The sequence below is a fragment of the Streptomyces sp. NBC_00210 genome, assembly GCF_045160975.1.
Taxonomy (GTDB): Bacteria; Actinomycetota; Actinomycetes; order Streptomycetales; family Streptomycetaceae; genus Streptomyces.
Genome location: NZ_CP108120.1, coordinates 7,277,308 through 7,293,395, shown reverse-complemented (window position 1 = coordinate 7,293,395; position 16,088 = coordinate 7,277,308). Strand labels below are relative to the sequence as shown.

The window sequence follows — 16,088 nt, the reverse complement described above, 5'->3', positions numbered from 1 at the left end:
CCGGGCGGGGAGGGTTTCCGGGCGGGGAGGGTTCAGATCAGGGACGCGTACAGCCCGGGGCGGCGGTCATGCAGATACGGATTGGTCTTGCGCGAGGCGCTCAGCAGGGCGAGGTCCACCTCGCCGACGACCAGCTCCTCGCCGCGGCCTGCCCGGACGCGGGTCGTTCCGTCGGGGCTCGCCAGACAACTGAGGCCGACGAACTCGAACTCCCCTTCCGGGCCCGTCCGGTTGACGTACGCGATGTACATCTGGTTCTCGAAGGCCCGCACCGGCACGACGGACTCGGCGACGAACTGGAAGGGGTGCATCTGCGCGGTGGGCACCAGCAGCAGATCGGTGCCCGCGAGTGCATGCGCCCGTACGTTCTCCGGGAACTCCACGTCGTAGCAGATCAGCATGCCGATCCTGACCCCGTCCAGCTCCGCCTGGACGACGGGCTGCTCCCCCGGGGTGAACCACTGCTGCTCGAAGCAGCCGAAGAGATGAGTCTTGCGGTAGTTGGCGAGGCTCACGCCGTCGGGGCCGATCAGCTGCCCGGCGTTGAAGATCTTCTCGCCGTCCCGCTCGGGGTATCCGTACATCACCGCGATGCCGTGGCGGCCGGCGATCTCCGCGACGGCCCGGGCTCCGGGGCCGTCGGCGGGCTCGGCCAGCACCGGCACCTCGTCGCCGATCGCGTACCCGGTCAGAAACATCTCGGGGCAGATCAGTAGCCGGGCGCCGGCGGCAGCGGCATTGCTCGCGGCATCGTCGAGCACCTTGAGGTTCTCGGCGACCGAGCCCGGTCGGCCGGAACTCTGGAGCAGTGCGGTGCGCAGCGGCGGCATGGGCTGACCTCGGCGGTGTGCAGGGGTGGGGAAGACATTTACGACGGTACGTTCGGGCGTCTGCCCGGACAAGGCGCGAGCGTTGCGCGCCGATGGTCGATCCATTGCGCAATCAGAGGCACTGCCGGTGATTCGTTGCGCGCTGCTCCGTCAGACCACGGTCGTACGCCCCTGCGGCTGCGGTGGCAGACGGTCCGGGGGCTCCCCCGCCGGACGGCGGAGGGCCCCTGCCGCCTCTGGCGCGATGTGCGCGGACCCTCTCACCGGAAGAGTGATGGGCGTTGGATCACCTGCCGAAAGGGCCTGTCATGAGCCGCATCGCTCACCGTCGTACGAAGATCGCCGCCATCGGGGCGGCGCTGCTGATCACCGCCGGAGCCGCGGGCTCCGCCGTCGCCTCGGGGGATGGCCACGGCGGGGTCCGCGAGGCTGCCGCGCTCACCGGCTCGGCGAAGCTGTACCGATCGCTCGGCGACGACATCACCTTCTCCTTCGACGCGCATCTGGCCGCGAAGGACAACGACGATCCGGCCAAGGCCACCGGCACCTTCCGCTTCAGCCACTATCTGAACGGCAAGGGCGCCTGGGCCGAGGCCAAGGTCGACTGCCTGCTGACCGGCGGCAAGGTGGCCGTGGTGAGCGGCGTGATCACCGACACGGATCTGCCGGGCGCAAAGGGCAACCGGGTCGGCATCACCGTCCACGACTTCGGCAACAAGGACCGGCTGGGCTACAGCTGGGCCTCCACGGGCAGCCCGGTGGAGACCAAGGATCTGCCCAAGTGCGTGGGCTCGGCACCCTTCGAGAAGGTCAGGGCGGGGACGGGCGACTTCTCGGTGCTGCCCTGGAACCCGAAGCTCTGACGCCTCGGGTTCCCTCGGATCAGGCGGGCGCGCCCGACGAGAACCGCCGTAGCAGTGGCGAGAGCACCAGTACCGACTTGGTGCGCACCACGAACGGCTCGCCCGCGATCCGCTCGAGCACCCGCTCGAAGTGGCGCATGTCGGAGGCGAATACCTGGACGATCGCGTCCGCCTCACCGGTGACGGTGGAGGCGGACACGACCTCTGGGTAGCGCTCCATGCCGCGGCGGATGTCGCCCGGCGACGTGTTGTGGCGGCAGTAGATCTCGACGTAGCCCTCGGTCTCCCAGCCGAGGGCCGCCGGGTCCACCCGAACGGTGAATCCGGTGATGGCGCCTTCGGCGCGCAGTCGGTCGACCCGCCGCTTGACGGCGGGCGCGGATAGGCCGACCTCGGAGCCGATGTCCGCATAGGAGCGGCGGGCGTCCTCGGCGAGGGCGTGGACGATGCGTTCGTCGAGATCGTTCAGTCGCACTGCGGGTGGATCACTTCTCTGCCGTGGCCAGTCGGGAGCGGCGCATGCCGTAACCGAAGTAGAACACGAGGCCGACGATCATCCAGCCGCCGAAGACCATCCAGGTGGTGCTCGGCATCGTGTACATCAGGTAGGCGCAGAAGAGGAAGCCGAGGATCGGGGTGACGGGGAAGAGCATCACCTTGAACGTGCGGTTCATGTCGGGGCGCCTGTAGCGCAGGATCACCACGGCGACGTTGACCAGTGCAAAGGCGAAGAGGGTGCCGATGCTGGTGGCGTTGGCCAGTTCGCCCAGCGGGATGAAGGCCGCGAGGGCACCGCAGAAGATCGAGACGATGACGGTGTTGGCGCGCGGGGCACCGGTACGCGGGTTCACCTTGGCGAACAGCTTGGGGACCAGGCCGTCACGGGACATGGCGAACAGGATGCGGGTCTGGCCGTAGAGCACGGCGAAGACCACGGAGGCGATGGCGACGACCGCGCCCGCGGCGAGCACCACGCCCCAGACGCTCTGGCCCGTGACGTCCTTCATGATCTGGGCCAGGGCAGCCTCGGTGCCCTCGAAGTCCTGCCACGGCATGGCGCCGACGGCGACGAGCGCGACCAGGCAGTACAGCACGGTGACGATCAGCAGCGACAGCATGATCGCGCGCGGCAGGTCCCGCTTGGGGTTCTTGGCCTCTTCACCGGCGGTGGAGGCCGCGTCGAAGCCGATGTACGAGAAGAAGAGGCTGGCCGCGGCGGCGCTGATCCCGGTGACGCCGAGCGGGGCGAGCGGGGTGTAGTTGCCGGCCTTGATGCCCATGAAGCCGATGCCGATGAAGAGCAGCAGCGTCACGATCTTCACGCCGACCATGATCGAGTTGATCCGGGCGCTCTCCTTGGCGCCGCCCATCAGGAAGACCATGGCGAGCAGCACGACGACCAGCGCCGGCAGGTTGATGAAGCCGCCCTCGCCCAGCGGAGCGGAGATCGCCGCGGGGATGGTCACGCCGATGGTGCCGTCGAGCAGCTCGTTGAGGTATTCGCCCCAGCCGACGGCCACGGCCGCGACCGAGACGCCGTACTCCAGGATCAGACACCAGCCGCAGATCCAGGCGACGACCTCGCCCATGGTGGCGTACGAGTAGGAGTACGAAGAGCCGGAGACCGGTATGGAACCGGCCAGTTCGGCATAGGAGAGCGCCGAGAACAGGGCGGTCAGGCCTGCGATGACGAACGAGATGGCGACGGCCGGGCCGGCCAGCGGCGTGGCCTCGCCGAGTACGACGAAGATGCCGGTGCCCAGGGTGGCGCCGATGCTGATCATCGTGAGCTGCCACATGGTGAGCGAGCGGCGCAGTGTGCCGCCCTCACCCTGGCCGCCCTCGGCGACCAGGGCCTCGACGGGCTTGCGCCGCATCAGCCGGGCGCCGAAGCCTTGGCTCGCGCCCTGGCTCGGGGCGGTGGCCTGCTCGGTCGTGGGTGGGGCTTCGCCGTGGTCCAGCACTGCGGGGCTCCTTCATGGCTGCGGGTCGGCGACGGGTGACCGGCTGCGGCCCAGAGGCATGACGGATGTGCCCGTGCATGAGGGGACCGCCGAGCAGACGGTCACCGCCACTCCAGGTTCGGGGCCTGAGCCTATGAGCCGTCGGCTACAGCCCGTAATGCATCGTTGTTGCGCATCCGCGGACGATCATTGCGCGCTGACGGGCGCCACGGGGAAACATTGCGCTCGGATGAACGAGACCCTCACAGCTCCCGAAGACGATCCACGATTTCGCGCAGCAGGTCGGGATCGTCGAGGCCCTCGTGGGTGACCGGGGCGCTGACCTTGACGAGGCCCGCGTCGACGAGGTCGGCGAGGAGGACGCGTACGACGGTCAGCGGCAGGTCCGCGTCGGCGGCGACCTCGGCAACGGGGCGCGGTTCACGGCGCACCAGCTCCAGCAGCGACCTGCGGGCATGGTCGAGCCGTGGCTCGGGATCGACCGTATCGAGGGCCGTGACCTGGGACATCAGATCGATGTGGTGCTCGGAGGCGGGACGGGTCCGGCCCCGGGTGACGGTGTACGGCCGTACCAGGGGCCCGGTCTCGTCCTCGTACCAGTGCTCGCTCACGGGTCGGGCGTGGTTGCCTCGGCGGCCGACCGCGTCGGGACGGCCATATGCCGTCCCACTCGCTTGACCAGCAGCGCCATTTCGTGGGCGAGCTGTCCGACGTCGGTCTCGATGTCGGACAGCACCGCGAGCCGGCTGCCGTCACCGGCCGGGGTGATGAAGAGGAAGGCGTTGTCGAGCATGACCATGGTCTGCCGGACGTTCCCGGCCTGGAAGCGGTCGCCCGTCTCCTTGGCGAGGCTGTGGAAGCCCGCACACACGGCGGACAGATGCTCAATGTCCCGGCGGACCATGCCCCGGGAGGCACAGTTGACCAGGCCGTCCGCCGTCAGCAGCACCGCTTGGCGGACGTGGTCGGTTCTGGCCAGCAAATCGTCGAGGAGCCAGCCGAGGCCCGACTGGTCGCCGGTGTTTTCGTCAGCCATCGTCGGCCGTCCCTTCATCTGTCGTACGGGGGCGCGGTGCGGAACCCGCCGACTCGGAGCCGACCGTATCGCCCTTGCGGCCGCGGTCGAGACCCCGTTGGAAAGCCCCGAAGATCGAGCGCATCTCTTCCGCGGACACCTCGCGTTCGGAGCCTTCCGGATCGGTGGCGGGCGCATCGCGCAGCGGGGCGGCGAGCGAGGCCTGGCGCACCCGGGTCGGCAGCCCGTGGACCGGCGGCCCCGTCCCGTCCGACGGCGCCGGTGGGGGCTCCTCGGCGGCGCGGTCGTGCACCGGCGGCACGGCCTCGAGCGCCCGCGGGGCGGGCACGGCCCGCACGGGCCTCGGCTTCTTTTCCGGTTCCGCGGCCGGCGGCTGGTCGACCGGCGCGAGGATCGTGTGCGGCAGCAGCACCACGGCCGTGATGCCGCCGTACGGGGACCTGGTGAGCGTGACCCCGATGCCGTGCCGTTCGGCGAGCCGGCCGACGACATAGAGACCGAGGCGCTCGTCCTGCGCCGGGTCGAAGTCACGGGGACGGGCCAGCGTCCCGTGCGCCTGCTCCAGTTCGTCCGCGTCCATGCCGAGACCGCGGTCGTCGATCTCCAGCACAAAGCCGTTACGGACCTGCCCGGTGCGCATGGTCACCTGGGTGTGCGGCGGGGAGAACACGGCAGCGTTCTCGACCAGTTCGGCGACGAGATGGACCACGTCGGCGACTGCCTCCGCGCTGATGCCGACCGACTGCATCGGCGGCACCACGACACGGGTGTAGTCCTCGATCTCGCCGACCGCCGCCGCCACGATGTCGACGACAGGCACCGGCTTGCGCCAACGGCGTCCGGGCGTGGCACCGGAGAGGATGATGAGCCCCTCCGCATGGCGGCGCATCCGGGTCGTCAGATGGTCGATCCGGAACAGGTCCTCGAGCGTGTCCGGATCGCTGGTGCGCCGCTCCAGCGTGTCGACCAGCTTCGACTGGCGGTGGACCAGCGCCTGGTTGCGGCGGGCGATATTGAGCAGTACGGCGAAGACGCCGCGGCGTAGTGTCGCCTGCTTGACGGCGGCCTCGACGGCAGCCAGGCGAGCCGTGTTGAGGGCCTGTCCGACCTGGCCGATCTCATCGATGCCGTGGGACTCGTCGCCGAAGTCCAGCGGCGGGGCGGCCGCGGCGGCGTCGACCTCCTCGCCCGCGCCGAGCCGCTCCATCACCTGGGGCAGCTGGCGGGTGGCCAGCAGTTCGGCGGCGTCGCGCAGCTCCTCCAGGCGGCGCGAGATGCGCCGCCCCGCGACCACCGAGAACCGGATCGACAGACCGACCGCGATCAGTCCGACCACACCGACGACCCCGGCCTTGACCATCTCGCGGTAGGCGAAGGCCCGGCCGCGGTCGGCGGTGTTGAGCGCCGACCGGGTGCACAGCAGCATGTAGCGCTTCACCGCGCGGTCCGTCGTGCTGCGCCAGGAGTCCGCGGCCATGGCCCTGCCCGCACCGGACGCGCCCGCCCGCAGCAGGGCGTCCTCGCCCGCGGTCAGCGACCGGTACTCCGTGCTCTGCTCGAAGTCCGTGAACAGCTGCCGGGAGTCGTCCGGGAGGTCGGCGACGTACGTACGGTGGAAGACCCGCCGGTCCTCGATGGTGGCCGTGAGGGTGTCGTACTGGCGGTCACTGAGCTTCCCGGCGGCGCGCGCCCCGGCGACGAGTGCGTCCTCGTGCGAGACGAACTCCCTCACTCGCACCAGCTCGACGACGACCTGCGCCTCACGGGCCATCTGACCGGCCTGCAGCGCCGTGAGCGTGGACTGCACGTCGAAGGTCGGCTCGACCATTGCGGTGTACGCCTCGACGGCCTCGTCCCAGGAGATCGTGCGGGTCATCACCCTGTCCCGCAGGTCCTCGAGCCCGTCGACGGCGCCGGCCATCGCATCGAGAGACTGCCGCTGACGGTCGGACAGATCCTGGCGCCGTTCCTGGTTGCCGATCGCCTCGCGCATGGCACGCACGGCCCGGTCCGTCGAGCGCTGCTGCGCGGTGAGGGCGGCGACGGCGACCGGGCTCTGTTTGCGTCCCGCGCCCAGATACTGGGCGGAGATCCGTCGTTCGATCTGGATCTGGCCGACGGCCGTGTCGACCGGGGTGCCGAAACTCTCGTACACACCCTGTACGCGAATCAGGGCCCGCAGGTCGCCGGTCACCGACACCATGGCGAACGTCCACAGCGCCATCAGTGCGATGACGGGTACGACCGTCAGGGTCACGATCCGCCCACGGATCGTGGGTCGGCGCAGTCGCCGGCGCATGGTCTCCCCAGAGAGCAAATAGGACAACTGATTGCGATGGTTACCGTCGGGTAGGGGCAGTCAAGTTACGGGAAGTGGCATGGACAGCGCAATGTTCCTGCAGGTAACCGACCCACCCCGGGAGGGCTTCCCCTTCAGTCCCGGCCCAACGACTGTGCCTACCCCGGGGACAACCCCCGGACACCCTGGCCAGACCGACCGTCCTCGCGAGGTGAAGCTCTGTGAACTGGCTCGACCCCAGACCCTTTCTGCGCGGTGTGGCCTGGCTCGACGACGGGCGCCCGGTGCGCGCCGACCCGGCGGATCTGGCCCGGCTGCCCTGGGACACCGCCGAACGTGCTGCCCTGCCCATCGGTGTCCGGCTGGAGTTCACCGCCGAGGGCGCTCAGGCGGTCGAGCTCCGCTACCGGGCCTCGGTACCGCGTGCGACCGACGCTCTGCGGGCGCTCGCCCACTGCTTCGCCCTCTGGCAGGGCGGCAGCTGTGTCTCCGAGACGATCACCGAGCCGGCCGAGGAGGCGGTCGTCACCATCCCGCTCCCCACCGCATCGGACGCGCCGTTCACGATCCATCCGCCGGAAGCCCAGTCCCCCGTGATCCTGGGCCTGCGCGCCGTCGGCGGCTCCCTCACGCCCGCACCCCGCCAGCCTCGCTGGCTGGTCCACGGCGACTCCATCACCGAGGGCTGGTGGTCCACCCGCCCCGCCCACTCCTGGCCCGCCACCACCGGCCGGATACTCGGCTTGGACACGGTCAACCTCGGCTACGCGGGCACGGCCAGGGGCGAACTGCCCATCGCGGAGCAGCTCTCGGACCTGCCCGCCGATGTGATCACCCTCGCCTTCGGCACCAACTGCTGGACGGGCATTCCCTTCTCGGCACCGCTGCTGTACGAGACGACGCGCGCGTTCCTCGCTCTCGTACGGCAGGGGCATCCGGACACCCCGCTGCTCCTGGTCTCGCCCGTGCTGCGCCCCGAGGCCGAGGAGAGTCCGAACCGGCTGGGCGCCACGCTCGCCGAGCTGCGTACAGCCATGGAGCAGGCGGTACGAGACCGCATGGACGGGAGGTCCAGCGGGTCCGGCGGGTCCAGCCGGCCCGGCGGGTCCAGCGGGTCCGGCGGGTCGAGCAGTCCGGGCGACAAGCGGCTCGCGCTGCTGCCGGGACGGGATCTGATCGGCCCCGGGCAGCTGGCCGACGGCGTGCACCCCGATGACAACGGCCATGCCGCGATCGCGGCCGCGGTGGCCGGGGCGCTCCGTACGAAACTTTTGTAAGGGCACCGGCTGATAGAAGTGCGACAAGTGGGGTAAGCGAGCGGAGATGAACGCAGAACCGCATGTGGTGATCGACCACTCACCCCACAGGGACAGCGCGGGGGCCCGAGGAGCCACCGCGGAGTTTCTGCTGCAGCACTGTCCCTGGGCCGACCTGGACGCGGTGCTGCTGGTCGTCTCCGAACTGGTCGCCAATGCGGCGCGGCACACCGCCGGCTGGTGGCGGCTGCATCTGACGGCGGGACAGGACAAACTGGTGGTGGAGATGGACGACTCCAGCCCGCTGCCGCCCGTGCCGCGCGAGCCCGACTTCACCGGGGGCGGCGGCTTCGGCTGGCACATGGTGCTCAAACTCGCCGGGCAGGTCGAGGTCTCCCTGCTGCCGAACGGCAAGCGTGTGCAGGCGACCTGGATGCGGCCGGCCGTAGACGCAGTACAGGCAGGCTGACCGAAGCTCACCATGAGCTCATGAGCTCATGCCGAAGCGGCGCCCCGGTCGGCCGGGACGCCGCTTCTCCCGTGGGGGGTCACTCCACGACGAGCAGGCCCTCGCGCAGCCGCGAGGTGATGCGCGTCAGCAGCCGGGACACATGCATCTGCGAGACGCCCAGCTCCACGCCGATCTCCGACTGGGTCATCTCCTCGCCGAAGCGCATCCGCAGGATCCTCTTGTCCCGGTCGTCGAGCTCCTGGATGAGCGGCTTGAGCGCCTGGACGTTCTCCGCTGTCTCCAGATCGGCGTCGGGCGCACCCAGCCGGTCCGACAGCGGCACCGGCGCATGGTCGGAGGCGTCGTCGACGGGCATGTCGATCGAGCCGGCCGTATAGCCGTTGCTCGCGACCACGCCCTCGATGACCTCCTCCTCGCCCAGCCCGAGGTGCTCGGCAAGCTCGGCGGTGTTCGGCGAGCGGTCCAGCTCCTGCGAGAGCTCGTCGGTCGCCTTGGCCAGGTCTATCCTCAACTCCTGAAGCCTGCGCGGCACATGGACGGCCCAGCTCGTGTCGCGGAAGAACCGCTTGATCTCGCCGACGATGTACGGGACGGCGAACGTCGCGAACTCCACCTCGCGGCTCAGCTCGAACCGGTCGATCGCCTTGATCAGCCCGATGGTGCCGACCTGGACGATGTCCTCCATCTGCTCGGCCCGGTTTCGGAACCGGCCTGCCGCGTACCTGACCAGGGCCAGGTTCAGTTCTATGAGCGTGTTCCGAACGTACTGGTGCTCCTGCGTACCTTCCTCCAGCGAGGCCAGCCGCACGAAGAAGACCTTCGAGATCTGGCGTGCGTCGCTGGGGGCAACCGCCCCAGGATTCGGCACGTCCGGAAGATCCAGCTCCGCCATGTTCGGGCGCTGTGTTCCAGGCTGTGTGAGTTCGGTCGCGACCGTGCTCGCCGTGGACACTTCGTCCTCCCCTGCTCGTGGACAATGCAGGGCGCGTATACCCCGGCTCACTCGACACATGCCTGCGGATTCGACGAGTTGACAGGAAACGCGACGGAGAGGGCGCGGCAAACGCCGCGTCCGGCCGCCGCGACGATCGCGACGGCCGGACGCGGGTGGTTCGTACCGCGCGGGCCCTAGGGGCAGGCCCTAACTCCAACTGGCGTGCAGCGGCTTGCCCTCGGCGTAACCGGCGGCGCTCTGGATGCCGACGATCGCCTTCTCGGCGAACTCCTCGAGGGAGCCGGCGCCCGCATAGGTGCAGGAGGAGCGGACGCCCGCGATGATCGAGTCGATCAGGTCCTCGACGCCCGGGCGGGCCGGGTCGAGGTACATGCGCGAGGTGGAGATGCCCTCCTCGAACAGCGCCTTGCGGGCGCGGTCGTACGCCGACTCCTCGCTCGTACGGTTCTTGACGGCGCGGGCCGACGCCATGCCGAACGACTCCTTGTACAGCCGGCCGTCGGCGTCCTGGTGCAGGTCGCCCGGCGACTCGTACGTGCCCGCGAACCAGGAGCCGACCATGACGTTCGACGCACCGGCGGCGAGCGCCATGGCGACGTCGCGCGGGTGGCGCACACCGCCGTCGGCCCAGACGTGCTTGCCGTACTTCTTCGCCTCGGCGGCGCACTCCAGCACGGCCGAGAACTGCGGGCGGCCCACGCCCGTCATCATGCGGGTGGTGCACATGGCACCGGGTCCCACACCGACCTTGATGATGTCCGCGCCGGCCTCGACGAGGTCGCGCACACCCTCGGCGGCGACGATGTTGCCCGCGACGATCGGCACCTGCGGGTCGAGCCCGCGGACCGCCTTGATCGCGCTGATCATCGACTCCTGGTGACCGTGCGCGGTGTCGACGACGAGGATGTCGACACCGGCGTCGAGGAGCTGCTTGGCCTTGCCCGCCACATCGCCGTTGATGCCGACCGCGGCGGCGATGCGCAGCCTGCCCTGGGCGTCGACCGCGGGGCTGTAGAGGGTCGCACGCAGCGCGCCCTTGCGGGTGAGGATGCCGGCCAGGCGGCCGTCCTTGTCCACGGCAGGGGCGTAGCGGCGGTTCGCGCCGTCGAGCTTGTTGAAGGCGTCGCGCGGGTCGATGTCCGCGTCGAGCAGCAGCAGGTCCTTCGACATGATCTCGGACAGCTGGGTGAAGCGGTCGACCCCGGACAGGTCGGCGTCGGTGACGACGCCGATCGGCCGCTGGTCCGCATCGACGACGACGCCCGCGTCGTGCGCCCGCTTCGGCAGCAGGAAAAGCGCGTCGGCGACGGTCTGGCTGGGGGCCAGCACGATCGGGGTGTCGAGCACCAGATGGCGCGTCTTCACCCAGGAGATGACATCGGTGACGACCTCGATCGGGATGTCCTGCGGGATGACGACAAGGCCGCCGCGGCGGGCGAGCGTCTCGGCCATCCGACGCCCCGCGATGGCGGTCATGTTCGCCACGACCAGCGGGATGGTGGTGCCGGTGCCGTCGGGCGAGGAGAGATCCACACCCTGGCGGGAGCCGACGGCGGAGCGGCTCGGCACCATGAATACGTCGTCATACGTGAGGTCGTACGGCGGCTTCAGGTCATTGAGGAAACGCACGTGCTGAACATCCCAGTCGATCGGAGTTGGCCCCCGGGCATTTCAGCCGGGGAAATCGCACGTACTTCATTGTCCCATGCGGGTGCCCATACGAGGCCCGGGAGAAAGCTCCAGCGCCTGGGCGTGCCGTCGAGCAGATCCTCCAAAGAGCCCACCCCCGGCCGGGCTCACCGCCGATATCCGCCTCGCCCCGCATCCCGCCCCGAGCCGCCGCGGTCCGCTCCAGCCCCGTCCGTGTCCCGCCCCGCGCCCAGCGCCCGGTTCGGACCGTCGCGCTCAGTCGTCCGGGTCGGCCCGGTCCAGCGCCGGCCGCGGGCCGGGGTGCGCCACAAGCAGCGCGTCGGCCGCCGCCGTGTCCGTCACCAGGCTGGTGACAAGACCGGACCGCAGTACGGCCCCGATCGCCTCCGCCTTGCGCTGGCCGCCCGCGATCGCCACCACCTCGGGGATCCGCCGCAGCCGGTCCGCCTCCACCGTGATGCACCGCTCGCCCAGGTCACGCCCCACCCGCCGCCCCTCCGCGTCGAAGAGGTGCGCGGACATCTCGGCGGCGACGCCGAGCGAGGCGTAGTGCGCGCGCTCCTCGTCGGTGAGCATGTCGTGCACGGTCGAGATGCCCGGCTCCCAGGAGCCGATGGAGACGCAGGCGACCGTGACCTTGTCGAAGTACTCGAAGGCGCGCGCGATCCCGGTCTGGTTGCGCAGCGCAGCCGCGGTGGCCGGGTCGGGCAGCAGCATGGGCGCGTAGATCGGGTGGGCCTCGCCGCCGGAGACCTGGGCGGCCCGGCGCACGGCCTCGACCGAGCCGCGCTCCGCGGTCCCGGCGTCGTACACGCCCGTGAGCTGGACGACCGTGCACGGCGGCAGCCGGTCGAGCGCGGCGGCCATATGGATCGTGGACCGGCCCCAGGCCAGCCCCAGCACGTCCCCCTCGTTGACCAGCTCGCCCAGCAGATCGGCGGCCACCTCGCCGAGGTTCTCGGGGTCGGGCGACTCGTCGGCGCCCTCCGCCGGAGACTCGACGACGACCGCGTGCCGCAGCCCGTAGCGGGCGCGGAGCGCGTCGGAGCGCTCGGCGTCCAGCTCTGCGGGAACACGGATCTCGATCCGTACGAGATCACGCTCGAGCGCCGTCTCCAGGACCCGCGCGACCTTGAAGCGGCTTACGCCGAACTCCTCCGCGATCTGGATCTTGGATTTGCCCTCGAGGTAGAAGCGGCGAGCCATGGCCGCCGCCTGCACCAGCTCCGCGGGTCCCATCCGCATGGCTGACCGGCCCGTCGACACCGCGATCTCCTCACTGCTGTACACACTCCGGATCCGTCATCCTGTCAGATCCGACGGTTCTTGATCAGCCCTGATGGGCTGAGTTCACTTGCTTGTGGCTCAGTGGTTGCAAGCCCAGGCCGCAGAGGCAATCACCTGCTCCGCCTTCGTACGCAGCGAGCGCACCGCCTGCGCCGGGTCCTGGGCTCCGTAGACCGCCGAACCGGCGACGAACACATCCGCGCCCGCCTCCGCGCACCGTTCGATGGTCGAATCCGAGACGCCGCCGTCGACCTGGAGCCACAGCTCGAGGCCGTGCTTGGCGATGAGTTCCCTGGTGCGGCGGATCTTCGGCAGCATGATGTCGAGAAATGCCTGGCCGCCGAAGCCCGGCTCCACGGTCATGATCAGCAGCATGTCGAGCTCGGGGAGCAGGTCCTCGTACGGCTCGATGGGTGTGGCGGGCTTGAGCGCCATCGAGGCACGGGCTCCCTTGGCCCGGATCTCGCGCGCCAGACGCACGGGCGCGGCCGCGGCCTCGACATGGAAGGTGACGGATCCGGCCCCCGCTTCGACGTACTGCGGGGCCCACCGATCGGGGTCATCGATCATCAGATGGCAGTCCAGCGGGGTGTCCGTCGCCCTGCTGAGGGATTCCACGATCGGCACGCCCAGGGTGAGGTTGGGCACGAAGTGGTTGTCCATGACATCGACATGGAGCCAGTCGGCGCCTTGGACTGCCTTCGCCTCGTCCGCCAGGCGGGAGAAATCGGCGGAGAGGATACTGGGACTGATCTGAACGGCCATGGGCCAAGCCTGCCATGTTCCGGGGCTCTTCCCCTCCCCGGTACGGCCTCCGGTACGGACCTGGGGGTCCCCGGATCAGTACACTCCGTGCAATCCTGGCGTTTCGGCCCACCACGACGGGCAATTGGGGGCGTCATGCCGGACGCACACAAGGGAAAAGAACGGCCCCGGACAGGCGTCGCATGGCTGGTCTGCGGTCGGCGCAGCAAGTGGGTCGTGGTGGCGATCTGGCTGGCTGTGATGATGCTCGCCTTCCCCCTGGCCCAGAAACTCACCGACGCGCAGGACAATGACGCCGCATCGTGGCTGCCCGGCAGTGCGGAGTCCACGCAAGTCCTCCAGGAGTCCAAGGGGTTCAGGCCTGAGATCATCCCCGCGGTCGTCGTCTACGCGCGCCCGAGCGGTCTTACCGCGGCCGACCAGCAGCGCATCGCCGAGGACGTCTCAGCGATCAGGGAGCTGCGGGACCACGGTCTGCGCGGCGACGAGGTACGCGGCCCGATTCTGGACCGTCCTGAGAACCCGCGGGCCGCCCAGGTCTTCGTACCCATCACGATGGACGAGAAGGGCTGGGAGCGGATCGCGCCCGCCGTCGGCTCCATCCGGGACGAGACCGGCGAGGGCGGGGCCGGTCTCACGGTGCACATCACCGGTCCGGGCGGCACAGCCGCCGACTTCTCCGAGGCGTTCGAGGGCATCGACTCGACTCTGCTGTTCGCCGCGCTCGGCGTGGTGATCGTGATGCTGCTGATCACCTACCGAAGTCCCACCCTCCTGCTGGTCCCGGTGATCGGGGTGGTCGGCGCGCTCGCCGCCGCGCAGGCGCTCATCTATCTGCTGGCGCAGCACGCCGATCTGACCGTCAACGGGCAGAGCGCGGGCATCCTGACTGTCCTCGTCTTCGGTGCGGGCACGGACTACGCCCTGCTGCTGGTCGCCCGCTACCGCGAGGAGCTGCGCCGCCACGAGGACCGGCACGAGGCGATGGCCCTGGCACTGCACCGCGCGGGACCCGCGGTGCTGGCCAGCGGCGCGACGGTCGTGCTCGGCATGCTCGTCCTGCTGGCGGCCGAGATGAACTCGACCAGCGGGCTCGGCCCGGTCGCCGCGATCGGCGTCGCGGTCGCCCTGGTGGCCATGCTGACGCTCTTCCCCGCGCTGCTGGTGATCTTCGGCCGGTGGATCTTCTGGCCCGCGATCCCGCACTTCGGCTCGTCCGAACCCACCGAGCGGGGCTTCTGGGCGCGTACGGGAGCACGCATCGCCCGCCGCCCTCGTGCGACCTGGGCCGTCACCGCGCTCATCCTGGCCGCCTTCGCCATGGGGCTGACCCAGCTGCGGGCCGAGGGCATCAGCAACGCCGACTCGTTCACCGGCAAACCCGACTCGATCGTCGGGCAGCAGGTCCAGGCCCGGTATTTCCCGGCGGGCAGCGGCGACCCGCTGGTGATCGTCAGCAATGCGGCACAGGCCCGTCAGGTCGGTGAGACCGTCGCCGCGACGAGTGGCGTGGTACCGCGGTCGATCGCCGTGCCGCCCGGCACCAGGCCCGTGAACGACGGCCGGGTGCTGTTCGAGGCGACGATGACGGACCCGGCGGACAGCACGGCTGCCAAGAACACCGTCGAGCGGGTACGGGACGCGGTGCACCCGGTCCCGGACGCCGACGCCCAGGTGGGCGGCGGCACGGCCGCCCTGCTCGACATGGAGGCCGCAACCACTCACGACAACATGCTGGTCATTCCCCTGGTCCTGGCGGTGGTGCTGCTGGTGCTCACGGTGCTGCTGCGGGCCGTGGTCGCCCCGCTGTTGCTGGTCGCGACAGTGGTGCTGTCCTTCGCCTCGGCCCTGGGCCTGAGCGCGCTCGCCTTCCGGTACTTCTTCGACTACGCGGGCGAGACGACGGACTTCCCGCTCTTCGTCTTCGTCTTCCTGGTGGCGCTGGGCATCGACTACAACATCTTCCTGTCCACACGCATCCGCGAGGAGGCGGCCCACCAGGGCACGAGGGCGGGCGTGCTCACGGGTCTGGCGGCGACGGGCGCGGTCATCACCTCGGCGGGCCTGGTCCTGGCGGGCACCTTCGCGGCGCTGGGCACGCTGCCGATGGTGGCCTTCGCGGAGATCGGCTTCGCGGTGGCGCTGGGCGTCCTGCTCGACACGCTTGTCGTACGGTCCGTGCTGGTCACGGCCCTGTTCCTCGATGCGGGTCCAAAGGTGTGGTGGCCACACCGGCTGCCCCGCGATGAGCCCACGGCGAGTGGTCCGGCACCGGTCGCAGCGGGGGCGGCGCGCAGCCCGTCGGCGGCCGATCCGGCGCCGGACAGCGGCGCCGGCCGGGGACCGAGCGACCCGACCGACGGTACGACGCCGGGCGACGGCCCCTGACGGACCGCTTCCTGTGGCCGGGCAGCCCGCCGGCCGCTTGGGCCCGAGCAGGTAGCCCGTCGTCCGCGTACGCACCATCGCAGCCCGTCGTCCGTGTGCGCCCGAGCGGGTAGCCCGTCGTCCGCGTACGCCCGAGCGGGGCCCGCAAGCGCCGCACGGTGACCGCGGAACCGGCCTGCTCAAGGGAAGTCATCCGCCTGAGCGGCGCCATAACAAGAGAATCACATCGGTTCGTGTCCTCTGCTCGCTTCGGGTGGGCGCCATCTAGAGTCACGCCAGCCGCCGCGCCAGAGGACCGATCTTCGGCCCCAGCGCGGTCAGCG

14 protein-coding genes are annotated in these 16,088 nt (G+C 70.2%); 4 read left to right on the top strand and 10 right to left on the bottom strand.

Annotation, left to right across the window (positions count from 1 at the left end; all coding sequences use genetic code 11):
* Nucleotides 1–32 precede the first annotated feature (32 nt).
* Nucleotides 33–830 (bottom strand): carbon-nitrogen hydrolase family protein, encoded by a 798-nt coding sequence (locus OG729_RS33095; RefSeq protein WP_405809583.1) that lies wholly within the window; start codon nt 828–830, stop codon nt 33–35.
* Nucleotides 831–1,138: 308 nt separating this feature from the next.
* On the opposite strand from OG729_RS33095, the gene OG729_RS33090 reads away from it, so the two are divergent.
* The gene (locus tag OG729_RS33090) at nt 1,139–1,693 is read left to right on the top strand and encodes a Repetin (protein ID WP_360883536.1); all 555 of its coding nucleotides are present in this window, start codon (nt 1,139–1,141) and stop codon (nt 1,691–1,693) included.
* 19 nt (nt 1,694–1,712) lie between these two features.
* On the opposite strand, the gene OG729_RS33085 is transcribed toward OG729_RS33090, so the two are convergent.
* The 5 genes from OG729_RS33085 to OG729_RS33065 all read right to left on the bottom strand — a co-directional run bounded on the left by OG729_RS33085 (nt 1,713) and on the right by OG729_RS33065 (nt 6,992).
* Nucleotides 1,713–2,168 (bottom strand): Lrp/AsnC family transcriptional regulator, encoded by a 456-nt coding sequence (locus OG729_RS33085; protein WP_360883533.1) that lies wholly within the window; start codon nt 2,166–2,168, stop codon nt 1,713–1,715.
* Between the two features lie 10 nt (nt 2,169–2,178).
* Nucleotides 2,179–3,657, bottom strand: a complete 1,479-nt coding sequence (locus OG729_RS33080) for an amino acid permease (RefSeq protein WP_360883530.1) — start codon at nt 3,655–3,657, stop codon at nt 2,179–2,181.
* Nucleotides 3,658–3,899: 242 nt separating this feature from the next.
* The gene (locus OG729_RS33075) at nt 3,900–4,268 is read right to left on the bottom strand and encodes a DUF742 domain-containing protein (RefSeq protein WP_360883527.1); all 369 of its coding nucleotides are present in this window, start codon (nt 4,266–4,268) and stop codon (nt 3,900–3,902) included.
* Complete coding sequence (locus tag OG729_RS33070; RefSeq protein ID WP_360883524.1) at nt 4,265–4,693, bottom strand: roadblock/LC7 domain-containing protein; 429 nt, start codon at nt 4,691–4,693, stop codon at nt 4,265–4,267. The genes OG729_RS33075 and OG729_RS33070 overlap by 4 nt, the downstream gene beginning before the upstream one ends.
* Nucleotides 4,686–6,992 (bottom strand): nitrate- and nitrite sensing domain-containing protein, encoded by a 2,307-nt coding sequence (locus tag OG729_RS33065; RefSeq protein ID WP_405809581.1) that lies wholly within the window; start codon nt 6,990–6,992, stop codon nt 4,686–4,688. Before OG729_RS33065 ends, OG729_RS33070 begins: the two co-directional genes overlap by 8 nt.
* A gap of 221 nt (nt 6,993–7,213) precedes the next feature.
* On the opposite strand from OG729_RS33065, the gene OG729_RS33060 reads away from it, so the two are divergent.
* Both OG729_RS33060 and OG729_RS33055 read left to right on the top strand, forming a co-directional pair.
* Nucleotides 7,214–8,269, top strand: coding sequence for a GDSL-type esterase/lipase family protein (locus OG729_RS33060; protein WP_405809579.1), 1,056 nt, complete (start codon nt 7,214–7,216; stop codon nt 8,267–8,269).
* Between the two features lie 46 nt (nt 8,270–8,315).
* Nucleotides 8,316–8,717 carry an ATP-binding protein gene (locus tag OG729_RS33055; protein WP_360882202.1) on the top strand — a complete coding sequence of 134 codons (402 nt, stop codon included), beginning with the start codon at nt 8,316–8,318 and terminating at the stop codon, nt 8,715–8,717.
* 79 nt (nt 8,718–8,796) lie between these two features.
* On the opposite strand, the gene OG729_RS33050 is transcribed toward OG729_RS33055, so the two are convergent.
* From OG729_RS33050 to rpe, 4 genes are all read right to left on the bottom strand, one after another.
* The gene (locus OG729_RS33050) at nt 8,797–9,672 is read right to left on the bottom strand and encodes an RNA polymerase sigma factor SigF (RefSeq protein WP_360882204.1); all 876 of its coding nucleotides are present in this window, start codon (nt 9,670–9,672) and stop codon (nt 8,797–8,799) included.
* 189 nt (nt 9,673–9,861) lie between these two features.
* A complete protein-coding gene (locus OG729_RS33045; protein ID WP_405809576.1) occupies nt 9,862–11,304 on the bottom strand; it encodes a GuaB1 family IMP dehydrogenase-related protein in 1,443 nt (480 codons plus the stop codon).
* A gap of 276 nt (nt 11,305–11,580) precedes the next feature.
* Nucleotides 11,581–12,615 (bottom strand): sugar-binding domain-containing protein, encoded by a 1,035-nt coding sequence (locus tag OG729_RS33040; protein ID WP_360882208.1) that lies wholly within the window; start codon nt 12,613–12,615, stop codon nt 11,581–11,583.
* 75 nt (nt 12,616–12,690) lie between these two features.
* Nucleotides 12,691–13,377: a ribulose-phosphate 3-epimerase gene (gene rpe / locus OG729_RS33035; protein WP_405809574.1), complete on the bottom strand. Its 687-nt coding sequence runs from the start codon at nt 13,375–13,377 to the stop codon at nt 12,691–12,693.
* Between the two features lie 135 nt (nt 13,378–13,512).
* Between rpe and OG729_RS33030 the strand changes: the two genes are divergently transcribed.
* On the top strand, nt 13,513–15,765 hold the full coding sequence (locus OG729_RS33030) for an MMPL family transporter (RefSeq protein ID WP_405809572.1): 2,253 nt from the start codon (nt 13,513–13,515) through the stop codon (nt 15,763–15,765).
* Nucleotides 15,766–16,088: the final 323 nt, after the last annotated feature.

Excerpts from the sequence above, each read along its gene's own strand:
- OG729_RS33030 (WP_405809572.1), top strand. The coding sequence starts at position 13,513 with ATGCCGGACGCACACAAGGGAAAAGAACGGCCCCGGACAGGCGTCGCA.
- OG729_RS33090 (WP_360883536.1), top strand. The coding sequence starts at position 1,139 with ATGAGCCGCATCGCTCACCGTCGTACGAAGATCGCCGCCATCGGGGCG.
- OG729_RS33095 (WP_405809583.1), bottom strand. The coding sequence starts at position 830 with ATGCCGCCGCTGCGCACCGCACTGCTCCAGAGTTCCGGCCGACCGGGC.
- OG729_RS33070 (WP_360883524.1), bottom strand. The coding sequence starts at position 4,693 with ATGGCTGACGAAAACACCGGCGACCAGTCGGGCCTCGGCTGGCTCCTC.
- OG729_RS33055 (WP_360882202.1), top strand. The coding sequence starts at position 8,316 with ATGAACGCAGAACCGCATGTGGTGATCGACCACTCACCCCACAGGGAC.
- OG729_RS33065 (WP_405809581.1), bottom strand. The coding sequence starts at position 6,992 with ATGCGCCGGCGACTGCGCCGACCCACGATCCGTGGGCGGATCGTGACC.
- rpe (WP_405809574.1), bottom strand. The coding sequence starts at position 13,377 with ATGGCCGTTCAGATCAGTCCCAGTATCCTCTCCGCCGATTTCTCCCGC.